This window comes from Acidobacteriota bacterium, from assembly GCA_003696075.1.
GTDB lineage: Bacteria > Acidobacteriota > Polarisedimenticolia > J045 > J045 > J045.
In genome coordinates this window covers 26,142-44,971 of record RFHH01000121.1, presented here as the reverse complement: position 1 = coordinate 44,971, position 18,830 = coordinate 26,142, and the positions used below count along the sequence as shown (strand labels likewise).

The following is an 18,830-nucleotide window of genomic DNA, read 5'->3' as shown; positions in this document are numbered from 1 at the left end:
TCCTCGAGGACGGGGACACGGTGATCATGACGGGGTGGTGCGAGAGGGAGGGGCTGCGTATCGGCTTCGGCGAGTGCAGCGGCACGTTGCTGCCGGCGTCGGAGTGAGGCGGCGGCCGGTCCCTGCGCGGCCGGCTTCTACAGCGCGCGAGGCTCGCCCCGTCTGACGGCCGCGCGGCGAGGCATGCCCCGCGCCGGCGCGGGCGCTCATGCCGACGGGTTCCGCTCCCGCGCGCCCCGCCACCCCGCCTTCCGTCCCGGGCCGGGATGGGGGGGCGAAACCCCCGGGCGGGGCGTCGCTCCTCGCCACGCGCACCGCCCCCGCGTGGCGGTGGGCGCAGGGCCCGCGGTGAGCGCCGAGCAGGCGCCAAGGGATCCGCCGACTCCGCCGGGGAAGATCGGCCGGCCGATCGAAACGCCTGGCCTTCTTTCTGCGAAGATGCCGCCCGCGCTCCGCGGGTCCCCTACGCTCGGTTCGGGGTGCGCCCCTGCGGTCCGTTGTCCTTTTGGAGTCGATGCCGGCGCGGACGTTGCCGGCTCGGGTCGCTCCGGGCGGCCGATTTCCAACCGGCCTCCACGCTCTTCGATGGCTCGGGCCGGATCGGAGCCCGCGCGGCGGAGCTTCGCACGGATTCACCGGGCCGGCGCATCGCCCTCCACCTTCCAGCGCAGGCGGTAGGCGGATGCCGGCGTGAGCGCGTCGAGCAGCCGCCTGCGGAGCTCCGATTCGGACGCCGCCACGGCGTGGCGCGGCTCCGCCAGGACCGCGTCCAGCGAAAGCGGCTCGCTCGCGCCGAGGATCACGTAGGGGACGAGGAGCGAGAAGGGATCGGGCGAGGCGAACTCGGGCGCGAGCCCCTTCCAGGCCCGGAACAGGCTCAGCCCCGGCACGACGAACCGTCCGTCCCGTTCGGCGAACCCGGACGCCTCCTCGATCCCGAACGGCGCGACGATCTCGAGCGGCGCGGGGAAGGGGTCGTGCGCCAGCGCCAAGATCTCCTCGAGCGTGTAAGGCTCGCCTTCCGGAACGGTGAAGATGCCCGCGAGGGCGGTCATCGTCTGACCGATGCGATCGAGGATCTCCCGCTCGCGCTCGTCCGGCTCGGGAAGCCGCTCCCGCTCGGAATCCTCGAGGGCGTCGGCAAGAATCGCGCCCAGCACGGCGCGGCTTCGGCCGGGGCGGCGCTCGAGGTAGCGGTACAGCTCGGCGAGGCCGCGAAGGTAGTCGCTCAGCGCCGCGATCCACTCGTCCAGAGCCTCGTCGAGGGCCTCCCGCTGGCTGAAGGTCGCGCGGCGGGAACGGTCGGCGAGGAAAACCAGCTCGATCTCGCCCGCCTCGCGCTCGACCTCGACGCGGACGTCGCTTCCGTCGAACAATGGCCCCAAGTCCTCGAGGCGTTCGAACGAAGCCTTGTGCCGGACTTCCCGGATCTCCCCGCCCGCGCGGTCGATGGCCGTGGTCCACCGCACCGGCTCGGCCCTCTCGAGGCGCCGGGACCAGTCGTCCTCGCCGCGGGCGGCGGCGGAGCGCAGGTTCTCCAGCCTCCTCGCGACGGCGCGCGGCGCGTCACCGCCCGGCGCGATGCGCTGGACGATCTCGACCTCGAAACTCCCGTCCCGCGAGAGCGAGATCGTCATGCCCTCCTGGAGCGGCGGCGTCGGGAAGCAACCATCGAGCAGGGGTACGACGGCCGCAAGGGCCAGCGCGACGCAGCGCGTGGTCCGAAGCGGTGCGGGATCCGCCCTGGAGGCCATGATGCTTCATTCTAGCCGCGCGCAGCCGTGCGGGATTGTTCGCGAGGTACCGGAGCCGGATCGGGCGGATTCCGGAGCGCGCACCGCCCGGAGCTCCTCGCGGCGCGCACCGGACCGGTCGTGAAGGGTTCCGCTTGCGGCCCGACCGTGCCGAGGGGGCCGCGAGGAAACCGCGGGCCGAGCCCCGGCGTCCGAGAAGCGGCGAGACCGGGGCGCGGGCCGAGAACGTCGATCTCAGCCCCAAGGGACAGACCCGGTGCCGCGGTCGCGAGACCCGCCGCCGAGCGTTGCCGCGTCGTCCCGCCGCAAGACGTTGCCGGGTGGACCGTTGAATCGCCGTCCGCCATGACGCGACCGGTGCGGCGCGCTAGGATCGTTTTCTTCGGGTTCGGACCGCGATGTGGCTGTACCGCGTCAACGCCGCCGTCGGCCAGCTCGTACGCCCCTATTGGCGGCTCGGGCTGACGGGAGCCGTGGAGGCCATCCCGCGGGAGGGCCCGCTGATCGTCGCGGCGAATCACCAGTCCTATCTCGATCCCTGGTTCATCGGAATCGTCTTCCCGCGTCCGATCCGGTACCTGATCAACAGCGAGTGGTATCACCGCTCCCCGCTCTGGCGGGCGCTCTTCCGCGCCTGGGGCACCGAGCCCGTGCGGAGCCGGTCGCGCGAGACGATCGAGGCGGTTTGCGGCATCCTCCGGCGGGGAGAGGTGGTGGGGATCTTTCCCGAGGGCCGGATCTCGCTCGACGGCCGGTTGCAGCCGTTCCGGCCTGGCCTGGCGAGGATCGCCGCCCTGAGCGGAGCCCCCGTGCTTCCCGTGGCGATCCGTGGCGCGTACGAGGCTTTCCCCAAGACCGCACGCGTGCCGCGTCCCCGCGAGGTCAAGGTCCACGTCGGCGTGCCGCTCGTCTTCGAAGGCGCGCCGTGGCCGACGCCCCCGCCGCGGGAGCTGGCGGAGCGCTTCCGGACGCGCGTGTTCGAGGAGATCCGCCGCCTCGCCGGACAGTCCGGCCCGGCCTCCGCACCTACGCTCCGGTGGGCACCGGCTGCTCCGCCCGCCGGCGGCGGAGGAGCCCCGCGACCGTCCCGACAAGCCAGGCCGCCGGCCAGAGGAGATCGATGATCCCGCCGAAGCGGGTGTAGACGGTCGGCCGATCCGGATCCAGCATCACCCGCCGCGTCAGCGCTCCCTTGACGAGGATTCTCGGGTCGTCCATCGGCCTCCAATGCTCGGAGGTGCCGACGAGGAAGCGATCCACGCGCCCGCTCGGCAGGATGAAGCCCGAAATCCCGGTGTTCCCGACGCGCACCACCCCCACCCGCGACTCGACGGCACGCATGATGCTGGAAGCGAGCTGGTTGTGGGCGACGCCCCAGCCGAGCCACCCCTCGGAGGTCATGTTGACGAAAAACTGAGCGCCGTTCCGCGCCGCCTCCCTCGCGCTGTCCGCGTAGTCGACGTCGTAGCACAGAGGCGTCCAGAAGCGGTAGGTCTTTCCGTCCACCTCGATCGAGAACACCGTCGCTTCCCGCCCCGGGAGCCCGTCGGGCGCGTGGCCCCAGGCCATCACCACCAGACGGTCGATCTGACGCGCCAGCCAGGGAAAGATCTCGTCCAGGAAGATGAAGGCGCGCCTTTCGGTGAACGGGAAGAGATAGATCTTGTCGTAGCGGCCTAGGATCGCGCCGCCCGGATCGATCAGGAGCGACCGCGCGCTCGGATGCTTCCCCCCGCCTCGCGTCCCCTGCGTGCCGATCAGCATGTAGGCCTTGCGGGTCGACGCCAGCCAGGTGACGACCTGCTGGTAGACGGGGTGCGTTTCGTACGGGAGCATGACGGAGTTTTCCGGCCAGACGATCATGTCCGCCGCGCCCGGCGGCACGTGCTCGGCGGTGAAGCGCTGCTGGAACTGGACGGTCCGGTCGGTCAGCTCCGGCGCGTGGTCCTGGCTGGGCTGGATCACCGCGAGCCGCGGGCCTGGCTCGAGCCGCTCGGTGGCAAGCCGCCACGCCCCGTAAGCCGTGGCGACCGCGACGATCGCCGCGGAGAGGGCCGCCCCCAGGCGGAGCCGGCGTCGGAGGTCCGGCGGCGGCCCGTCGATCCACGCGCGCGCCGCCTCGGCCATCGTGCCGAGGACCACTCCGTACAGCACGGTCAGGCCGCGCGCGCCGACCACGTCCGCAAGCTGAATCAGCAGGGGGTAGTCGTACAGGAAGGTCCCCACCTGGTACATGGTGAAGTTGCCCACTCCCACGAGCGGGCGGAGCCAATCCTCCGCGCCCATCGCCAGCGGCAGGACGACGAACGCCGGCCACCGGGTCGCCCGCCACAGGGCGTACGCGAGGACCCCCATGATCGCGAAGTGCCACGACAGGGCGGGAGCGAGAAGGATCGGGGCGAACCAGGCGAACTTCTTGAGCACGATGTGCATCGAGACGGCGTAGCCCATCAGCCCCGGCACGAAGCCGAGGATGGGCGCGCGCCACCGGTCACAGATCGCGGGGAGAAGGAGGATGGCGTAGCCGGCGCCGACGAGGGGGCCGGCCGCGGGCCAGCGCACGCCGGCATACAGCACGACGCCACCCAGCGCGGACACCGCGAGGACCTCCAGCAGACGCCGCCGGCCGCGAAGACCGCCGCTTGCCGCTCCAGCCTGCGAAGACACCACCATCAGCGGCCTGCCCCGCCCGGCGCGGCCACCCCTCGGAAACCCGCGCCGGTCGTGGCATTGGAACACGCGTTCCGGGGCGTTTCCACAGGGACGCCGCTCCGGCGGCCGGCCGCGGACAGGGCCGGCGCCCCGCGGATGGCGTGGCCGGGCCGCTGCGGTGCGGACGCGGCCGGGGGGCGGCGCCGGCCGGACGGCGCCGGCGACCGCGGGGACCCCGCGCCGCCCGGGCGCTTTCCGGAACCGGGTGCTCCGCCGGGAAAGGCACGGCGCGGAGCCGCTTTCCCGCGACGGGTGCATCCACTATGCTCGCCGCGGCACTCACCGGAGGACGCGTCATGCGCTGGACGATCGCCGCTGTACTGGTCGCCATCACCCTGCTGCCGGCTCAGGCGGCCGAACTCGCGGGCGTGAAGATGGAGGACTCGGTCGAGGTCGAAGGCCAGATCCTCGTCCTCAACGGGCTCGGCCTGCGGGAGAAGCTCTGGATCGACGTCTACGTGGCCGGGCTGTACCTGCCCCGGAAGATGGCGGACGCGGAGGAGATTCTCGCCTCCGACACGCCGCGGCGGATGGTGATGGAGTTCGTGCGCTCCGTCGGCAAGGGCAGGATCTGCGGCGGCTGGCGGGAAGGTCTGGCGAACAACAGCCCGGACGCCCCGGAATCGGTGAAGCAGGCCTTCGAGACCCTGTGCGGCTACATGGAGGACGTGGCTGCGGGGGATCGCTTCGTGTTCACCTACGTCCCGGGCAAGGGAACCGAGGTGCGCGTCAAGGGGGCCGTCAAGGGAACGATCCCGGGCAAGGAGTTCGCCGACGCCCTGTTCGCCTGCTGGATCGGTCCGAACCCGCCCGGCAAGGGCTTCAAGGCGGGGCTGCTCGGCGGCTGAATCGCCGGCGCCCCGGCACGGTCAGGCTCCCGAGACGGCTTCCCGGGCCGCGCGGAAGACCGCGCGGAACATCGGCTCGGTGAGACGTCCTGTCTGGGTGTTCTGCCGGCTCGGATGGTAAGAGGCCAGCAGCAGCCTCCCGCCGGACAGGTCGAACCGCGCCCCGTGCCGGAAGCGCGGCCTCTCCTCCAAGGGCGGCCGGCCGATCTCCCGTAGCGCGGGGACGAGCGTGTCGAAGGCCAGCCGGCCGAGGGCGACGTAGACGCGGGCGCGGCGCAGCAGGCGCAGCTCGCGCAGGAGAAACGGGCGGCACCGGGCGATCTCCTCCCGGTTCGGCCTGTTCCCGGGGGGAACGCAGCGGACGATCGCGGTGACGAAGCAGTCCCGCAGCTCGAGGCCGTCGTCGCGGGAGACCGCCCGCGCCTGGCTGGCGAACCCGTACCGGTGGAGGGTCCGGTAGAGCAGATCCCCCGACGCATCCCCGGTGAACATCCTTCCGGTGCGGTTCGAACCGTGGGCGCCGGGCGCGAGGCCCACGACGACCAGCCTCGCGCCTCCGCGGCCGAAACCGGGGACCGGCCGGCCCCAGTAGGTTTCGCCCGCGTACGCCCGGCGCTTGCGGCGCGCGATCTCCTCCCGGTGGCGCACCAGGCGCGGGCATTCGGCGCAGCGGACCACGTCGCGCTCGACCTCGGACAAGGATTCGCGCATCGGCCGCCGATGATAGCGGACGCTGCCGGGAGGCCGCTGTACAATCGCGCGCCCGCCCGTTCGCGCCGGAGGATCCGACATGCGCCGCTTCCCTGTTCTTCTTGCCGTTCTTGCGCTTTCGCTCGCGGCGGTCCCCGCCGACGAGGGGATGTGGCGTCTCGATCAGCTCGAGCAGCTCGATTGGGATGCGATGAAGGCCAGGGGCCTGCGCCTGGGGCCGGAGGAGGTCCGGGGCCTCGCCCGGGCCGTGGTGAAGATCTCGATGGGACGCGGTTACGGCACCGGATCGTTCGTCTCGGACCAGGGGCTGATCCTCACCAACCACCACGTCGCGCACCAGTGCATCTCGACGAACTCGGACGTCGAGGAGAACCTTCTCGAGAAGGGATTCCTGGCGGAATCGAGGGAAGAGGAGATCCCCTGCCGCGGGTTCGAGGTCCTGCGCGCCCTTTCGATGCGCGACGTCACGAGCGAGGTTCAGAAGCCGGAAGACGCCTCGCTCGATCCGTTCGAGCGGTACAAGAAGCGGGAGGCGCGTCGCAATCGGCTCGCCACCGAGTGCCAAGGCGGCCGGGAGGACCGGCGGTGTCAGGTGGTTCCTTTCTACGGCGGTGCGCAGGAGATGCTCGTCCGGTATCAGGTCATCCGGGACGTCCGGCTCGTCCACGCGCCGGAGCGGGCACTCGGCGTGTTCGGGGGGGATATCGACAACTTCGAATGGCCGCGGCACACGCTCGACTACTCGCTGCTGCGCGCCTATGACGCAGGCGGCGCGCCCTTCCACCCGGACGTCAGCTTGAAGATCTCGCTCTCCGGCTACACCGAGGGCAGCTTCGTGATGGCGTTGGGCTACCCGGGCTCCACCCGCCGTTACCTCCCGGCGGCCGAGCTCGCGTTCCAGACCGAGGAATTCGCTCCCCGCGTCCTGGACCGCATCCGCTCCGTCCTCGCGGTCTACCGCAAGCACGCGGCGAGGGACGAGGCCACGCGGCTGGCGCTGATCGACTCCATCAGAGGTCTGGCGAACGCGGAGAAGTACTACTCCGGGATGCTGGCGGGACTGCAGCGGATGCATCCGGACCGGCAGAGGCGGCGGATGGAGGAGGACCTCGCGGCCTGGATCGCCGCGGATCCGGAGCGCCGGAAGCGGTATGGTGACCTGCTTCCCGCCATCGAAGACCTCGCACGGCGCCAGCGGGAGACGGTCGAGCGGCAGATGTTGTTCTCGCGCGCCGGGTGGATCCGATCCCTCGGATGGGCCTACGCGCTCTACGAGCGGAGCGTGGAACGGGAACTCCCGGACGACCAGAGGCACGACCCCTACCACGACCGGCAAGAACCCGCGCTCCGGCTGCGCATCGTGGAGACGCCTCGCAAGATGGTCCCGCAGGCGGACGAGGAGCTGCTGGCCGGCTTCATCGCCGACGCCCTGCGGCTGCCGGAGGATCAGCGCATCGACGCCGTCGCGAAGCGGGCGCAGGGGCGGGAGGGCACGCCCGAGGAGGTGGCGCGGCGGATCGCGGCGGAGCTGGTGTCGGGGACGAAAGTCGGCGATCCGGAGACCAGGCGGCGCTACTTCGAGGCGAGCAAGAAGGACCTGCTCGACAGCGGCGATCCGATGATCCTCTTCGCCGCCGACCTGCACGCGCAGCGGCGGCCCTTCGAGGACCGCCTCGACCGCGAGATCACAGCGCCCGCGGAGGAGCTGTCACGCCGCTACGCGGCGGCACTGATGGAGTTCCGCGGCGGGAACCTCTACGCCGACGCCAACGCGACCCTGCGCTTCACGCACGGGCGTGTCCTCGGCTACTTCCCCTACGGCCGCGGGAGCCGGCTCGGCTACGCGACCACGGCCGGATCGATGATGGCGGCGGTGACCGACCACCCCGACTACGCGCTGCGCGACGAGGTGAAGGCGCAGCTCGCCGGCCGGAAGCTCGACCTGCTCGTCGACCCCTTCCTCGGCAACCTCCCGATCGACTTCGTGGCCGACATCGACACCACGGGCGGCAACTCGGGCAGCCCCGTCCTCGACGGCACGGGCCGCGTCCTGGGCGTCCTCTTCGATGGCAACTTCGAGGGGCTCGCCTCCGACCTGGCCTACGACGGCGAGCACGATCGGTCGATCATGGTCGACGTCCGGGCGATCCTGCACGTCATGCTCAGCGTGTACGGAGCGGTGGATCTCGCCGCGGAACTCGGCCTGTGACGTTCGCGGCCCGCGCCTGTCCGCGGGGCGCCGCCCGCACCGGGGCCGCAGGCCGGCCGGCGCCGGCGGCGGTCGCCGGGACGGCCTCTCAGGAGCTGCGCCCGGGGCGTTGCCGGCTGGAGGGAAGCAGCCGGGCGCGCAGAAGCCCGGCGTAGCGGTTGAGAGGGTGCTGGCGCGGGAGGAAAGAGAAGACGGGGGGCCGGCGACGTCCGAGAGAGGCCAGGAGCCGCTGGGCCGGGGCGCAGTCGGGCTCGAGCGCCAGCGCCGTTTCGAGAGCCTCCACCGCGAGGTCCTTGCGCGGGAGGAGGAGATAGACGCGGGCCGCGTTCACGTACAACTCCGCCTCCATCGGGCAGGCCCGCACCGCCTCCTCGCACAGGCGCCTTCCCCGGTCCAGGTCGCCCTCCGCGTGCGCCAGGGCCAGGCCGTAGAACGAGCGCAGGTGCGGAGTGACGCCGAGGCCCGGCTGGAGCCTCGCGTGCGCCAGGGCGCGCTCCAGCGGATCGAGCGCCTGGGCGTATTCCCCCGAGCGAGCCAGCTCGACCCCCAGGCGGTACCAGCGCTCGAAGACGGCCGCGTGGCCCCATGAGCGCGGCGGCAGAGTGGTGCGTCCCCTCATGGCGGTGAACCTCCGCCGGGGAATCTCGTGCCGCCGGGCGCGGCGGGCAAACGGGGGTCAGGAGGGTGCGCGCCAGCGGCTCGTGAGCCGGCGGAGGCGCTCGACCGCCCGCTCGACACCTTCCCGGTCGGGCCCCTCGACCGTCACGAGCACCACCGGCCCGTCCGGATAGGACCCCACCTCGAGATCGGGGTGTTCTTCCGCGAAGCGGTCGAGGACGGGGGCGATCTCCGCCTCCTCCGCGGCCAGCTCGATCTGGCCGCGATGCAGGGGGCGGCCGCTGAACCGCGGGGCGATCGCCGCGAACTTGCGCCTCACCAACTCCGGAACCCCCGGAAGGAGGAAGACGTTCCGCACCCTGACCACGGGCCAGCGGGAGCCCGGTTCCCGCTCGAGCGCGGCGCCCTCGGGGATCCTCGCCATCCGGAAGTGAGCCGGCGTCGCCCGGTCTCCGAGGTGGTTCCGGATCAGGGAGGCGAGGGTGGGATCCTCGACGACCCGCAACCCGAACGCCTGCGCGACCCCGGCGATCGTCCGGTCGTCGTGCGTGGGGCCGATGCCCCCGGTGGTGATGACATAGGTGTGTTCCCCGGAGAGCTCCCGGACCGCGCGGGCGATCGCCTCCACATCGTCCCGGACGACCAGGGCGCGGGTGACCCGCACGCCTCTTCTCCACAGCTCCGCGGCGAGGAACGGCAGGTTCTCGTCCCGCACGCGCCCCGACAGGAGCTCGTTCCCGACGAGAAGGATCGCGGCGGTGGGGGAGGAACTCACGGATGCGCCCCCGGGTCGCGCCACCGGCCCGCCCCGCGTCCGGCGCGCGGGAGGACGCAGCCGGGCGCATCCACGGTCATTCCGGGCCGCGGCCGGGGAAGGCAGCCCGGCGCACGCCGTGGGGCGGCCGCTCCGCGGACCGCCCCACGCCGGTGTGCTCGCTCAGTTGCCGACCAGGAAGTCGTGGCCCCGGACCGTCTTCCGCCCGTTGGCCAACGCCCGGGCGGCGGCCTGCTGGATGTACCAGTGGACCACGTTGTTCAGCGACTCCACCGCGTCGGACGCGACGTTGACGTTGTTCTCCCGCAGCGCCTGCTTGACCTTGCTCGCCACCATGAGCATCTCCGCGCTCTTCTTCGCGCGGGAGCGGGAGGTCTTCTTCGAACGGCTGGCAGACCGGCTGGTCTTCTTCTTCGCTTTTCTGGCCATCGGCTTTGCTTTCCTCCTCACCGGGACCCGAAACGCCCCGTTTACCCTCGAAACGGCCGTTTCCGCCCGATCCGCACGCATAGGTAGCACCGAAAACAAAACGGATCAACCCGGAAACGGGCTTTTTTTGCCATTTTTCGGGCGATCCGGGCCGCGCGACCTTCGCCGGCGGCGTTCGGCCGCACCCCTTCTCCCCTCCTCGGCGCGAGGCCGGGCATCCGGGTTAGCCTAGGTGGCCGATGAACCGCCGCTCCGCGACCCGACCGACGGAACCCGCCGCGCGCCCGGCGGCGGGAACGCTCCTCGCCGTCTTCCTCGTCGCTCTCGTCCCCTACGTGCGCGTCCCGTCCATACCTCTTCTGAGCGACTGCCACATCGCCATCGAGAACAACCCCTACGTTCGGGAGCGGCCCCTCGGCGAGATCTTCGGCGTCGACTTCTGGGGTTCCCCCCTCGATGCGCGCTACGCCACCGGTTCCTACCGGCCGCTGGTGACGCTCTCCTGGGCCCTCCAGGTGCGCGCCTTCGGCTACAGCCCGAGGGTGCTGCACCTGACCGACATGGCGCTCCACGGCGTGGGGGCGGTGCTGGTGGCGCTGATCGCGGGAGCCCTGCTCCGGCACCCGAGGGCGGCTCTCGCGGCGGGGATCCTGTTCGGCGTCCACCCCGTGCTGAGCGAGGCGGTGGTGTCGGGAGTCGGTCGCGCCGACCTGATGGCCTCGGTGGCCCTTCTCGCGGCACTCCTCGTGCGCCTTCGCGTCCGGCGGCGTGCGGTCGCCGACGCCGCCTCGGCGGCCCTCGTCGGGGCGGCACTGCTGTGCAAGGAGTACGCCGTCTCCTTCCCCTTTCTCCTGGCGGCCGCGGATCTGATCGCCGCTCGGGCGGCGGGGACTCGTCCCGACTGGCGCCGCCTCGTCCCGGGCTGGGGCGCGATGCTGGCCTTGCTCGGGGGCTACCTCGGGCTCCGCTACGCGCTGATCGGGGCGGTCGGCGGCGTGCCGATGCTGGGCCCGGCGAACCACCCGCTGTACGGGCAGCCGCTCTCCGTGCGGTGGGCCACCGCGCTCTGGATGTTCGTCCACGCGTTCCGGCTGGTGCTCGTGCCGATCGCGTTGAGCGCCTTCCATCAGGGCTACGGCGCGCTCGCCATCGCGCGGAGCTTTCTGGAGCCGCGCGCGCTCGCCGGCGCGGCCCTGCTCGCCGGTCTCGCCGCCGGCGCGGGATGGGCGCTCCACCGCCGGAGGCAGCCCGTACCCGCCATCGCCTTCGCACTCTTCTTCTTTCCCCTCGCCCCCTCCCTCAACACCGTGAGCCTGGCCGGTGTGCTGCTCGCCGAGCGCTTTCTCTACCTGCCGACCGCCGGGCTGGCTCTGCTCGCGGGGCTGGCGCTCCGGTGGTGGTTCGACCGGAAAAGGGAGCGGCCGGCGATCGTGTGGGCGGCGGTCGGCGTCGCGGCCGTCCTTCTCGCCGCCGGGACCGACCGGAGGGTCGGCGACTGGCGATCGGAGGAGAGCCTGGCGCGCGCCGCGCTCGCCTGGTACCCCGAGGCCGACGTGCCGTGGTACCTGCTGGGCCAAGCGCTGGGAAGACAGGGGAGGGATGCCGAGGCGGCCCAGGCGTTCGAGAGATCGCTGGCGATCAACGACCGCAACCCGATGGTCTGGAAGAACTACGCGGTGGCCCTCGGGCGCCTCGGACGGCTCGAGGAGGCGGCGCGGGCCTACCGCCGGTCCCTCCAGCTCTCTCCTCCCGACCTGGAGCCGCTGTGGAGGGGACTCGGGCGGGTCGAGCTCAAGGCCGGCCACTTCGAGCGGGCGCTTTCGGCGCTCCGCCGCGCCCACGAACTGCGCCCGGACGACGCAACGGCCACCGTCGCCTTCGCCCAGGCGCTGTTGCGCGTCGCGCAGAAGCGGCTCGGGGAAGGGCGTGCGGAGGAGGCCGTGGCTCTCGCCCGGGAGGCGGCCGGCCTGTCCCCGCTACCGCCGGATGGACGGTTCCTGGCCGCGCTCGTGTTGCACCGCGCCGGGGCCGCTGACGAAGCCCGCGAGCAGTTCGACATCGCCCTCCGCGAGGATCCGGAACTCCTCCGGCGCCGCCACGAACAGGCGATGAAGCTGGAGCGTGAGAGCCGGTACGACGAGGCCGCGGAGCTCTTCCGGGAGATCCTCGCCGCGCGGCCCGACCACGTCCCCAGCCTGTTCAACCTCGGACGCGCGCTGCTGCTGGCGGGCCGGCCGGACGAAGCGGTGGAGCCGCTCGAGCGGGGACTCGCCCTGCGGGACGACCCGGCCGCGCGCGCCCTTCTCGCCCGGGCACGCGCGGCCTCAGGACGCCCCCGGTAGCCCGCTCCGCGGATCGCCCGGCGTCCTCAGCGATCGTGCCGGGAAGCCGGGCGGTCCCGGTCGGCCTGGCGCCGCGCGCGCTCGAAGCGCCGCCGCACCATCGACCGCTGCTCGGGGGTGAGCAGGCGCGCGATATCCACGCGGGCGCGGAGCTGGACGCTGGCGAGTTCGCACTCCGCCTTCTCGACCTTCTCGATCGCATCGGCGATCGCCGCGTCGTCGAGCTCTTCCTTCTCCAGCAGGCGCATCAGCGCCATCCGCGCCTTTTCCCGCGCGGCCCGCAGCTCGATCATGCGATCGGCCGCCTCGTAGGCGACGCGGTCGATCTGCTCCACCTGCTCGGGCGTGAGCCCCAGGCGCTCGACGGCCTCCGGGTTCTTCCACCAGCGCTGGCCGAGCTCGCGTCCCCTCGCGGGCGCAGCGCCGAAGGCCGCCGCGATCGCGGCGAGTCCCACCGCCGCGGCGACCAGCGGCCGCAGGAGGCCGCTGTGTCCGTTCCTGGTGTTCGTGCTGGATCTCATCGTCGTCTCCTTGCTGTGCGGATGGCACCAGCGTCACAGAACCGCTTCCAGGAGGTCCGTCTCGACCTCCGGATCCTCTTCGAACAGAGGCGGAAGAGGCACGCTCTCCGGCGGCTCTTCCGCCAGCTCCCACGGGCCGAACGCGGCCAGGAGATCGTCGCCGGCCTCGGCGTCCGGCTCGGGGAGGGGCAGCTCCCACAGCCAGGCGGTGGCGGTCGTTACCTCCGGCGGCTCGGTCAGGAGCGCGAGCCCCGCCCCCGCCGCGAGGAGCGCCGCCGCGGCGAGAGCGGCGAGCCACGCCGCCGGCCGGGTGCGCCGCCGCTGAGCGATCCGATCGAGCACCTCCCGGCGCTGGCGATCGAAGAACCGATCGACCTCGGAGTCCCGCGTCACGGCGCCTCCCCGGGCCCGGCGGCCCAGGCGCCCGTGGCGCCGGCGAGCCTCGCGCCCACCACCTTCCGGAGTCTCCGGACGGTCCGGTGGAGGTGGACCTTGATCGTCCCGGTGTGCACCCCCAGGCGGCGGGCGATTTCCTGGACCGGGAGCCCCTCGAGGTATCTCATCTCGAACACCTCCCGCTGCCTGCCCGGCGGGATCGCGTCGATCGCCTCGCGGACCGCTCGTGCGGCCTCCCGCGCCAGCAGCTCGGCCTCGGCGCCGGGCGCCGTGTCCGGCATCTCGGCGGCTGCTTCCTCGCCGGAAACCTCGCGCCCCGCGCGGCGACCCCGGTCGGCCAGGAGGTTCCGGAGGATCCGGAACAGCCACGGTCCGAACCGATCCGGATCCTCCAGGCGGTCGAGCCGGTCGAACGCGCGGAGGAACGTCTCCTGGACCAGGTCGTCGGCATCGGCGAGATCCCCCGTCGAGCGCAGCGCCACCGCGGTGAGCGGGCGCTGGTAGCGGCGAACCAGCTCCGAGAACGCCTCGAGATCGCCGCGGCGCGAGCTTCGCACGAGGTCGGGATCGCCCGCGGAGCGCTTCGTCGCCAAGTTCCGCCTCCGTGAGACAGGACGGCCGGATCGCCCCGGGGTTGACACGGCGCTCCGCGCCCCGGCCTGTAGAATCGGCGTGACGGAGACCCGCCATGCCGCGCCTGACCAGAATCTATACCCGTACCGGGGACGACGGTTCGACGGCCCTCGGCACCGGGGAGAGGGTTCCCAAGGACGATCCCCAGGTCGAGGCCTACGGGACGATCGACGAGCTCAATGCGGCGATCGGGCTCGCGCTCGCGCAGCGTCCCGCGGAGGCGGTCGCGACCGAGCTGCGGCGGATCCAGAGCGAGCTGCTGAACCTCGGGGCGGTGTTGTCGACGCTCGGCGGGAAGGGCGGGGCCGGCCCCGCGATCGCGGACGCGCACGTGGACGCTCTCGAGGCGGCGTGCGACCGCCTCAACGCGGAGCTGGGGCCGCTGCGCAACTTCATCCTCCCGGGAGGAACGCCCGCCGCGGCGGCGCTGCACGTGGCGCGGACGGTCTGCCGGCGGGCCGAGCGCGCCATCGTCAGCCTCTCGCGGCAGGTGGCCGTCCCCGACGTGGCGCTGCGCTACGTGAACCGCCTGTCCGACCTGCTGTTCATCATGGCGCGGTACGAGAACCGGGAGCGGGGGGTCGCCGATGTCCTGTGGGACACGGAGGTCTGACCGCCTCCTCCTGACGGCGCTCGCCGCGCTGTGGCTGGCCGGCTGCGCGGCCGGGGGAGTGCCGCAGGCGCCGGCGCGACCCGAGCGGATCTGCTCGGTCAGCCTCGCGGGCGACGAGCTGCTGGCGCTCCTGGTGCCGGTGGAACGGGTCGTTTGCGTATCGGCGCTGGCGGACGACCCCGAGACGAGCAACGTGGCCGGGTTCTATCCGCCAGCGATCCCGCGGCTGTCCGCCAACATCGAGCCCGTGATCGCCTCGCGACCGGATCTCGTGGTCGCCGCCCCCTGGAACGAGGGCGGGTTCCTTCGCCTGCTCGCCCGTTCCGGCATCCCGTCGCTGGTGCTCGACGAGGTCCGCGACTTCGACGGGCTGCGGGCGCTCGTCGTTCGCCTCGGGGAGCGCCTCGGGGAGCCCGAGCGGGCCCGCGCCGTGGTCGCCGATCTCGACCGTCGCCTGGAGGCGCTCAGGAGCCGGCGGCCGGAGCCCGGCGCGCGGCCCCGGGTGCTCTCCCTCTCGCACTCCGTCGTCGCCGGAGCGGGAACGACGGTCGACGCCCTGATCCGCGCCGCGGGCGGGAGGAATGCGGCTGCGGAGGCGGGCGTGACGGGGCACCGCAAGCTCTCCGTGGAGAGGATCCTGGCGATCGATCCCGACGTGCTGCTGCTCGGGTTCGATCCGGGGGGATCGCCGGACGCCGCGCTCGCCTCCACGCCGGCGCTCGCGTCGATGCGCGCGGTCAGGGAGGGACGCGTCGTGGTCTTGCCCCCGCGCCTGCTCACCACGGTGAGCCCGCACTTGATCGAAGGTGCCGAGCGTCTGGCCGCGGCCCTCGGTTCCGGACGCGTGGCGCGCCATGGCGGGATCGAACGGTGAGAGCGGACCGCCTCCACCCGGCCGCTGTCACCGCGGGGCTCGCCGCGCTGCTCGCCGTCGCGGCGGCCGCCGGTCTTCTCTTCGGCGGGGCACCGGGTGTCGGGCCGGCGGAGATCGTCGCGGCGATCGCCGGGCAGGCGCCGCCGGACCCGATCGCTCGCGCGCTGCTCTTCGAGGTGCGCCTTCCGAGGGTTCTCCTCCTCGCGCTGGCCGGTGCCGCGCTGGCGGCGTCCGGCGCGGCGCTGCAGGCGTGTCTGGAGAACCCGCTCGCCGACCCCGGACTTCTCGGCCTGTCGGGAGGCGCGGCCGTGGGAGCGGTGGCCGCCCACGCCGGCGGCCTTGCGGCACGGTGGCCCGCCTCGGTGCCGGCCGCCGCGTTCGGGGGCGCGCTCGCGGCGGTCGCGGTCGTGTACGCCCTGGCGCACGCCGCCGGACGGCCCACGACCGGAACGCTGCTGCTCACCGGCGTCGCGGTCGGGAGCCTGGCCTCCTCGCTCGTGTCGGTCATGCTCCTTTCCACCGGGAGCCACCGCGTCCACGAGATCTTCGCCTGGCTGCTGGGGTCGGCGGAGGGGGCGAGCTGGGACGAGGTGCGCCTCGCCACGCTGCCCGTGCTCGCCGGCCTGGGGGCGCTGCTCGCTCTCGGGCGCCTCGTGGACGCCCTCGCCCTGGGGGAAGAGCACGCCGCGGGGGTCGGCGTCGATCTCCTCAAGGGCCGGGCGGTTCTTTTAGCGGCGGTGTCGCTGACCGCAGGATCGGCCGTCAGCGTGGTCGGCCCGATCGGCTTCGTCGGTCTGATGGTGCCGCACATGCTTCGCGGGCTGACCGGCGCGGCGGCGCGCGCCCTTCTCCCGGCCTCCGCGATCGGCGGCGCGGCGCTCCTCGTCGCGGCCGATCTGCTCGCCCGGACGGCCTCGCGGCGGTTCGAGGTGCCGGTGGGGGTGGTGACCGCCCTGCTCGGCGTGCCCTTCTTCCTCTTCCTTCTCCATCGCAGCCGGACGCGTCACTGAGATTGCTGCAGGTCTCGCGCCACCTCTGCCGCGCGGCGCATCACCCTCAGGATGTTCCCCCCGGCGATCTTGCGGATCTCGTCCTCGCCGTACCCGCGTTCGAGCAGGACCCGGATCAGGTTCGGATACCGGGAGACGTCCTCGAGACCGCGGGGCAGGGAATCACCGACGCCGTCGAAGTCGGAGCCGAACCCGACGTGATCGACGCCGACGAGCGACACCACGTGGTCGATGTGGTCGGCGACGTCGGCGACGTCGGCGTAGCCGGGGTGGTGGGCCTTCCGGTAGGCTGCGGCGTGCTCGCGGAATTCGGGATCGTCCCGGGACAGTCCGCGCTCGACCCGCCACGCCTCCAGGGCCTTCCGGAGCGACTCCTGCCGCCTCCGGATCCCATCGTCGAGGAAGGACGACCCGAAGTTGATCTGGACGACCCCTCCGGATCTCGCGATCCCGCGGATCAGCTCGTCGCTGAGGTTCCGCTGCCAGCCCGGAGTGAACCGGCGGCAGGAGGAGTGCGAGGCGATCACGGGAGCGCGGCTGATCTCGAGGACGCGCCGCGCCGCGTCGTCGGTGAGGTGAGAGACGTCGATCAGGATCCCGAGGCGGTTCATTTCCCGGACGACCTCTTCACCGAACGGGCTGAGGCCGTGCCAGCGCGGCTGCTCGTCGTACGAGGAATCGGCGATGAGGTTGTTCCGCGAGTGGGCGAGCGTGATGTATCGGATGCCTCGCTCGTAGAAGTGGGTCAGATTCCCGATGTCGCCTTCGATTCCAGCGCCGTTCTCCATCCCCAGCAGGAGAGAGAATCGACCCTGGCGGAAGTTCCTCTCCACGTCCTCCGCGCTCGCCGCCAGCGCGAACTTGTCCGGGTGCTGCGCGGCGATCCCCTCGACGATGTCGATCAGCTCGTCGGCCAGTCGCCTCGCTCCGCCGGACTCCTGGTACCGCGCCGGCACGTAGATCGACATGAACGCGGCGTCCAGGCCACCCTCGCGCGCGCGCACGTAGTCGAAGTCGCCGCTCGGCGTGCGCCGGGAGATGTCCTCCGGTTTCCGATAAAGGCGGTAGGGGAGGTCGATGTGCGTATCCACGATCGGCACCGCGTGCGCGATTCGCACCGCCTCGCCGGCGTCGCCACGCGGGTGCACGCACGCCCACACCCCGGCCAGCAGAAGAGCGAATGCTCCGGCGAACAGCGGCCGCGCCGCCGTCAACGCCACTCCTCCAGCGCGCGGACGAGCGCGCCGAGAAATCGGTTCGCGGTGAAGCCGTCGAGGGCCCGGTGGTCGATCGTGAGGGTCACGTAGACCATCGGCCGGATTTGAATGGCGTCCCCCTCGGGAGTGTCGACGACGACGACCCGTTTTTGCAGCTTGCCGACGCCGATCAGGGCGGACTGGGGCCGATGGATGATCGGCGTCGCGATCAGGCTTCCGGTGGTGCCGTGGTTCGAGATCGAGATCGTCCCGCCCTGAAGCTCCTCCGGCCGGAGCCGGCCGGCGCGGGCCCTGGCGGCGAGGTCGGTCAGCCGCCTCGCGATGCCCAGGAGATCGAGCTGCTGGCACCGGTGGAGCACGGGCACGACGAGGCCCTCGTCTCCCAGCGCCGTCGCCACGCCGACGTTCACGTCCTCGAACACTTCGAGGTGGTCGTCGTGCCAGGTGCTGTTGACCGCCGGGACCTCCGCGACCGCCCGCGCCGCGGCCGCGACGAAATAGGCGGTGAGGGTGAGCCGGGCGCCCTGGCGCGCGAACTCCTCCACGTGCGCCTTGCGATGCGCGAGGACCGCCGACATGTCGGCCTCGAAGACAGCCGTCACGTGGGGGGCCGCCCGGACCGACTCCACCATGTGCCGCGCGATCGCCAGCCGCATCGGCGAATGCGGCCGCTTGCGGCCGGTGGGGGCGGGCGCCGGCGTCCGGGCTTCGTCGGCGGGAGCCGATGCCCGCTCGAGATGTTCGAGCACGTCCCGGTGGGTGATCCGGCCGCCGCGGCCCGTACCGCGGATCGCCTTCGGGTCGAGGCCGTGCTGCGAGACCAGTCGCCGCACGGCGGGGCTGAGACGCGGCGCGCCTTCCGCGGTGGGCGGCGCAACGGCCGGCGCGGGGGGCGGCGCCGGTTCCCGGGCGGCGGCGTCGATCCGCCCGAGGATCGCTCCCGGCGCGACCTCCTCTCCCTCGTCGACGAGCACCTCGCACAGGACGCCGCCGGCGGGCGCCGGCACCTCCAGGGTGACCTTGTCGGTGGCGATCTCGACGAGCGGCTCGTGGAGGCGGACGGACTCTCCCGGGCGCTTGAGCCACCGGGCGACGACGGAACGCGCTCCCTCCGCCTCGTCGGCCGGAACCACGATGTCGATGCGCCTGCTTTCCCCGACGGTCATGG

General features: G+C 72.6%; 18 protein-coding genes. 7 read left to right on the top strand and 11 right to left on the bottom strand.

Annotated features, from left to right (window positions below; all coding sequences use genetic code 11):
- Nucleotides 1-632: 632 nt before the first annotated feature.
- Nucleotides 633-1,637, bottom strand: coding sequence for a hypothetical protein (locus D6718_07940; protein RMG45320.1), 1,005 nt, complete (start codon nucleotides 1,635-1,637; stop codon nucleotides 633-635).
- A 515-nt stretch (nucleotides 1,638-2,152) separates the two neighbouring features.
- Here D6718_07940 and D6718_07935 point away from each other — a divergent pair.
- Nucleotides 2,153-2,878, top strand: coding sequence for a 1-acyl-sn-glycerol-3-phosphate acyltransferase (locus D6718_07935; protein RMG45319.1), 726 nt, complete (start codon nucleotides 2,153-2,155; stop codon nucleotides 2,876-2,878).
- On the opposite strand, the gene lnt is transcribed toward D6718_07935, so the two are convergent.
- Nucleotides 2,781-4,427 (bottom strand): apolipoprotein N-acyltransferase, encoded by a 1,647-nt coding sequence (gene lnt, locus D6718_07930; protein RMG45318.1) that lies wholly within the window; start codon nucleotides 4,425-4,427, stop codon nucleotides 2,781-2,783. The genes D6718_07935 and lnt overlap by 98 nt on opposite strands.
- A gap of 302 nt (nucleotides 4,428-4,729) precedes the next feature.
- Here lnt and D6718_07925 point away from each other — a divergent pair, with 302 nt between their 5' ends.
- Entirely contained in the window at nucleotides 4,730-5,314 is a 585-nt protein-coding gene (locus tag D6718_07925) for a hypothetical protein (protein ID RMG45317.1), read from the top strand.
- A 21-nt stretch (nucleotides 5,315-5,335) separates the two neighbouring features.
- On the opposite strand, the gene D6718_07920 is transcribed toward D6718_07925, so the two are convergent.
- Nucleotides 5,336-6,025, bottom strand: a complete 690-nt coding sequence (locus D6718_07920) for a uracil-DNA glycosylase (protein RMG45316.1) — start codon at nucleotides 6,023-6,025, stop codon at nucleotides 5,336-5,338.
- 79 nt (nucleotides 6,026-6,104) lie between these two features.
- Between D6718_07920 and D6718_07915 the strand changes: the two genes are divergently transcribed.
- Entirely contained in the window at nucleotides 6,105-8,234 is a 2,130-nt protein-coding gene (locus D6718_07915) for a S46 family peptidase (GenBank protein ID RMG45315.1), read from the top strand.
- An 88-nt stretch (nucleotides 8,235-8,322) separates the two neighbouring features.
- Here D6718_07915 and D6718_07910 read toward each other — a convergent pair whose 3' ends face one another.
- From D6718_07910 to D6718_07900, 3 genes are all read right to left on the bottom strand, one after another.
- Nucleotides 8,323-8,853, bottom strand: coding sequence for a tetratricopeptide repeat protein (locus D6718_07910; GenBank protein RMG45314.1), 531 nt, complete (start codon nucleotides 8,851-8,853; stop codon nucleotides 8,323-8,325).
- Between the two features lie 57 nt (nucleotides 8,854-8,910).
- The gene (locus D6718_07905) at nucleotides 8,911-9,651 is read right to left on the bottom strand and encodes a competence/damage-inducible protein A (GenBank protein RMG45313.1); all 741 of its coding nucleotides are present in this window, start codon (nucleotides 9,649-9,651) and stop codon (nucleotides 8,911-8,913) included.
- A 138-nt stretch (nucleotides 9,652-9,789) separates the two neighbouring features.
- Nucleotides 9,790-10,056 (bottom strand): hypothetical protein, encoded by a 267-nt coding sequence (locus tag D6718_07900; GenBank protein ID RMG45312.1) that lies wholly within the window; start codon nucleotides 10,054-10,056, stop codon nucleotides 9,790-9,792.
- A gap of 239 nt (nucleotides 10,057-10,295) precedes the next feature.
- Between D6718_07900 and D6718_07895 the strand changes: the two genes are divergently transcribed.
- The gene (locus D6718_07895; GenBank protein RMG45311.1) at nucleotides 10,296-12,398 is read left to right on the top strand and encodes a tetratricopeptide repeat protein; all 2,103 of its coding nucleotides are present in this window, start codon (nucleotides 10,296-10,298) and stop codon (nucleotides 12,396-12,398) included.
- Between the two features lie 26 nt (nucleotides 12,399-12,424).
- On the opposite strand, the gene D6718_07890 is transcribed toward D6718_07895, so the two are convergent.
- Genes D6718_07890 through D6718_07880 form a run of 3 tightly spaced genes read right to left on the bottom strand, consistent with a single transcriptional unit; the run spans nucleotide 12,425 to nucleotide 13,983 of the window.
- Entirely contained in the window at nucleotides 12,425-12,919 is a 495-nt protein-coding gene (locus D6718_07890) for a periplasmic heavy metal sensor (protein RMG45310.1), read from the bottom strand.
- Nucleotides 12,920-12,952: 33 nt separating this feature from the next.
- Nucleotides 12,953-13,312, bottom strand: a complete 360-nt coding sequence (locus D6718_07885) for a hypothetical protein (GenBank protein ID RMG45309.1) — start codon at nucleotides 13,310-13,312, stop codon at nucleotides 12,953-12,955.
- Nucleotides 13,309-13,983, bottom strand: a complete 675-nt coding sequence (locus tag D6718_07880) for a sigma-70 family RNA polymerase sigma factor (GenBank protein RMG45308.1) — start codon at nucleotides 13,981-13,983, stop codon at nucleotides 13,309-13,311. Before D6718_07880 ends, D6718_07885 begins: the two co-directional genes overlap by 4 nt.
- A gap of 20 nt (nucleotides 13,984-14,003) precedes the next feature.
- Between D6718_07880 and D6718_07875 the strand changes: the two genes are divergently transcribed.
- Genes D6718_07875 through D6718_07865 form a run of 3 tightly spaced genes read left to right on the top strand, consistent with a single transcriptional unit; the run spans nucleotide 14,004 to nucleotide 16,445 of the window.
- On the top strand, nucleotides 14,004-14,561 hold the full coding sequence (locus D6718_07875) for a cob(I)yrinic acid a,c-diamide adenosyltransferase (GenBank protein ID RMG45307.1): 558 nt from the start codon (nucleotides 14,004-14,006) through the stop codon (nucleotides 14,559-14,561).
- Entirely contained in the window at nucleotides 14,536-15,435 is a 900-nt protein-coding gene (locus D6718_07870; GenBank protein RMG45306.1) for an ABC transporter substrate-binding protein, read from the top strand. The genes D6718_07875 and D6718_07870 overlap by 26 nt, the downstream gene beginning before the upstream one ends.
- Nucleotides 15,246-16,445: an iron ABC transporter permease gene (locus D6718_07865; GenBank protein RMG45324.1), complete on the top strand. Its 1,200-nt coding sequence runs from the start codon at nucleotides 15,246-15,248 to the stop codon at nucleotides 16,443-16,445. The genes D6718_07870 and D6718_07865 overlap by 190 nt, the downstream gene beginning before the upstream one ends.
- On the opposite strand, the gene D6718_07860 is transcribed toward D6718_07865, so the two are convergent.
- Entirely contained in the window at nucleotides 16,439-17,641 is a 1,203-nt protein-coding gene (locus D6718_07860; protein ID RMG45323.1) for a membrane dipeptidase, read from the bottom strand. The two genes, D6718_07865 and D6718_07860, sit on opposite strands and share 7 nt — an antisense overlap.
- Before the next feature lie 14 nt (nucleotides 17,642-17,655).
- Entirely contained in the window at nucleotides 17,656-18,828 is a 1,173-nt protein-coding gene (locus D6718_07855) for a dihydrolipoamide succinyltransferase (GenBank protein RMG45305.1), read from the bottom strand.
- Between the last annotated feature and the right edge of the window lie 2 nt (nucleotides 18,829-18,830).

Excerpts from the sequence above, each read along its gene's own strand:
- D6718_07895 (RMG45311.1), top strand. The coding sequence starts at position 10,296 with ATGAACCGCCGCTCCGCGACCCGACCGACGGAACCCGCCGCGCGCCCG.
- D6718_07915 (RMG45315.1), top strand. The coding sequence starts at position 6,105 with ATGCGCCGCTTCCCTGTTCTTCTTGCCGTTCTTGCGCTTTCGCTCGCG.
- D6718_07925 (RMG45317.1), top strand. The coding sequence starts at position 4,730 with ATGCTCGCCGCGGCACTCACCGGAGGACGCGTCATGCGCTGGACGATC.
- lnt (RMG45318.1), bottom strand. The coding sequence starts at position 4,427 with ATGGTGGTGTCTTCGCAGGCTGGAGCGGCAAGCGGCGGTCTTCGCGGC.
- D6718_07900 (RMG45312.1), bottom strand. The coding sequence starts at position 10,056 with ATGGCCAGAAAAGCGAAGAAGAAGACCAGCCGGTCTGCCAGCCGTTCG.
- D6718_07890 (RMG45310.1), bottom strand. The coding sequence starts at position 12,919 with ATGAGATCCAGCACGAACACCAGGAACGGACACAGCGGCCTCCTGCGG.
- D6718_07910 (RMG45314.1), bottom strand. The coding sequence starts at position 8,853 with ATGAGGGGACGCACCACTCTGCCGCCGCGCTCATGGGGCCACGCGGCC.
- D6718_07855 (RMG45305.1), bottom strand. The coding sequence starts at position 18,828 with ATGACCGTCGGGGAAAGCAGGCGCATCGACATCGTGGTTCCGGCCGAC.
- D6718_07920 (RMG45316.1), bottom strand. The coding sequence starts at position 6,025 with ATGCGCGAATCCTTGTCCGAGGTCGAGCGCGACGTGGTCCGCTGCGCC.
- D6718_07875 (RMG45307.1), top strand. The coding sequence starts at position 14,004 with ATGCCGCGCCTGACCAGAATCTATACCCGTACCGGGGACGACGGTTCG.
- D6718_07870 (RMG45306.1), top strand. The coding sequence starts at position 14,536 with ATGTCCTGTGGGACACGGAGGTCTGACCGCCTCCTCCTGACGGCGCTC.
- D6718_07940 (RMG45320.1), bottom strand. The coding sequence starts at position 1,637 with ATGACGATCTCGCTCTCGCGGGACGGGAGTTTCGAGGTCGAGATCGTC.
- D6718_07935 (RMG45319.1), top strand. The coding sequence starts at position 2,153 with ATGTGGCTGTACCGCGTCAACGCCGCCGTCGGCCAGCTCGTACGCCCC.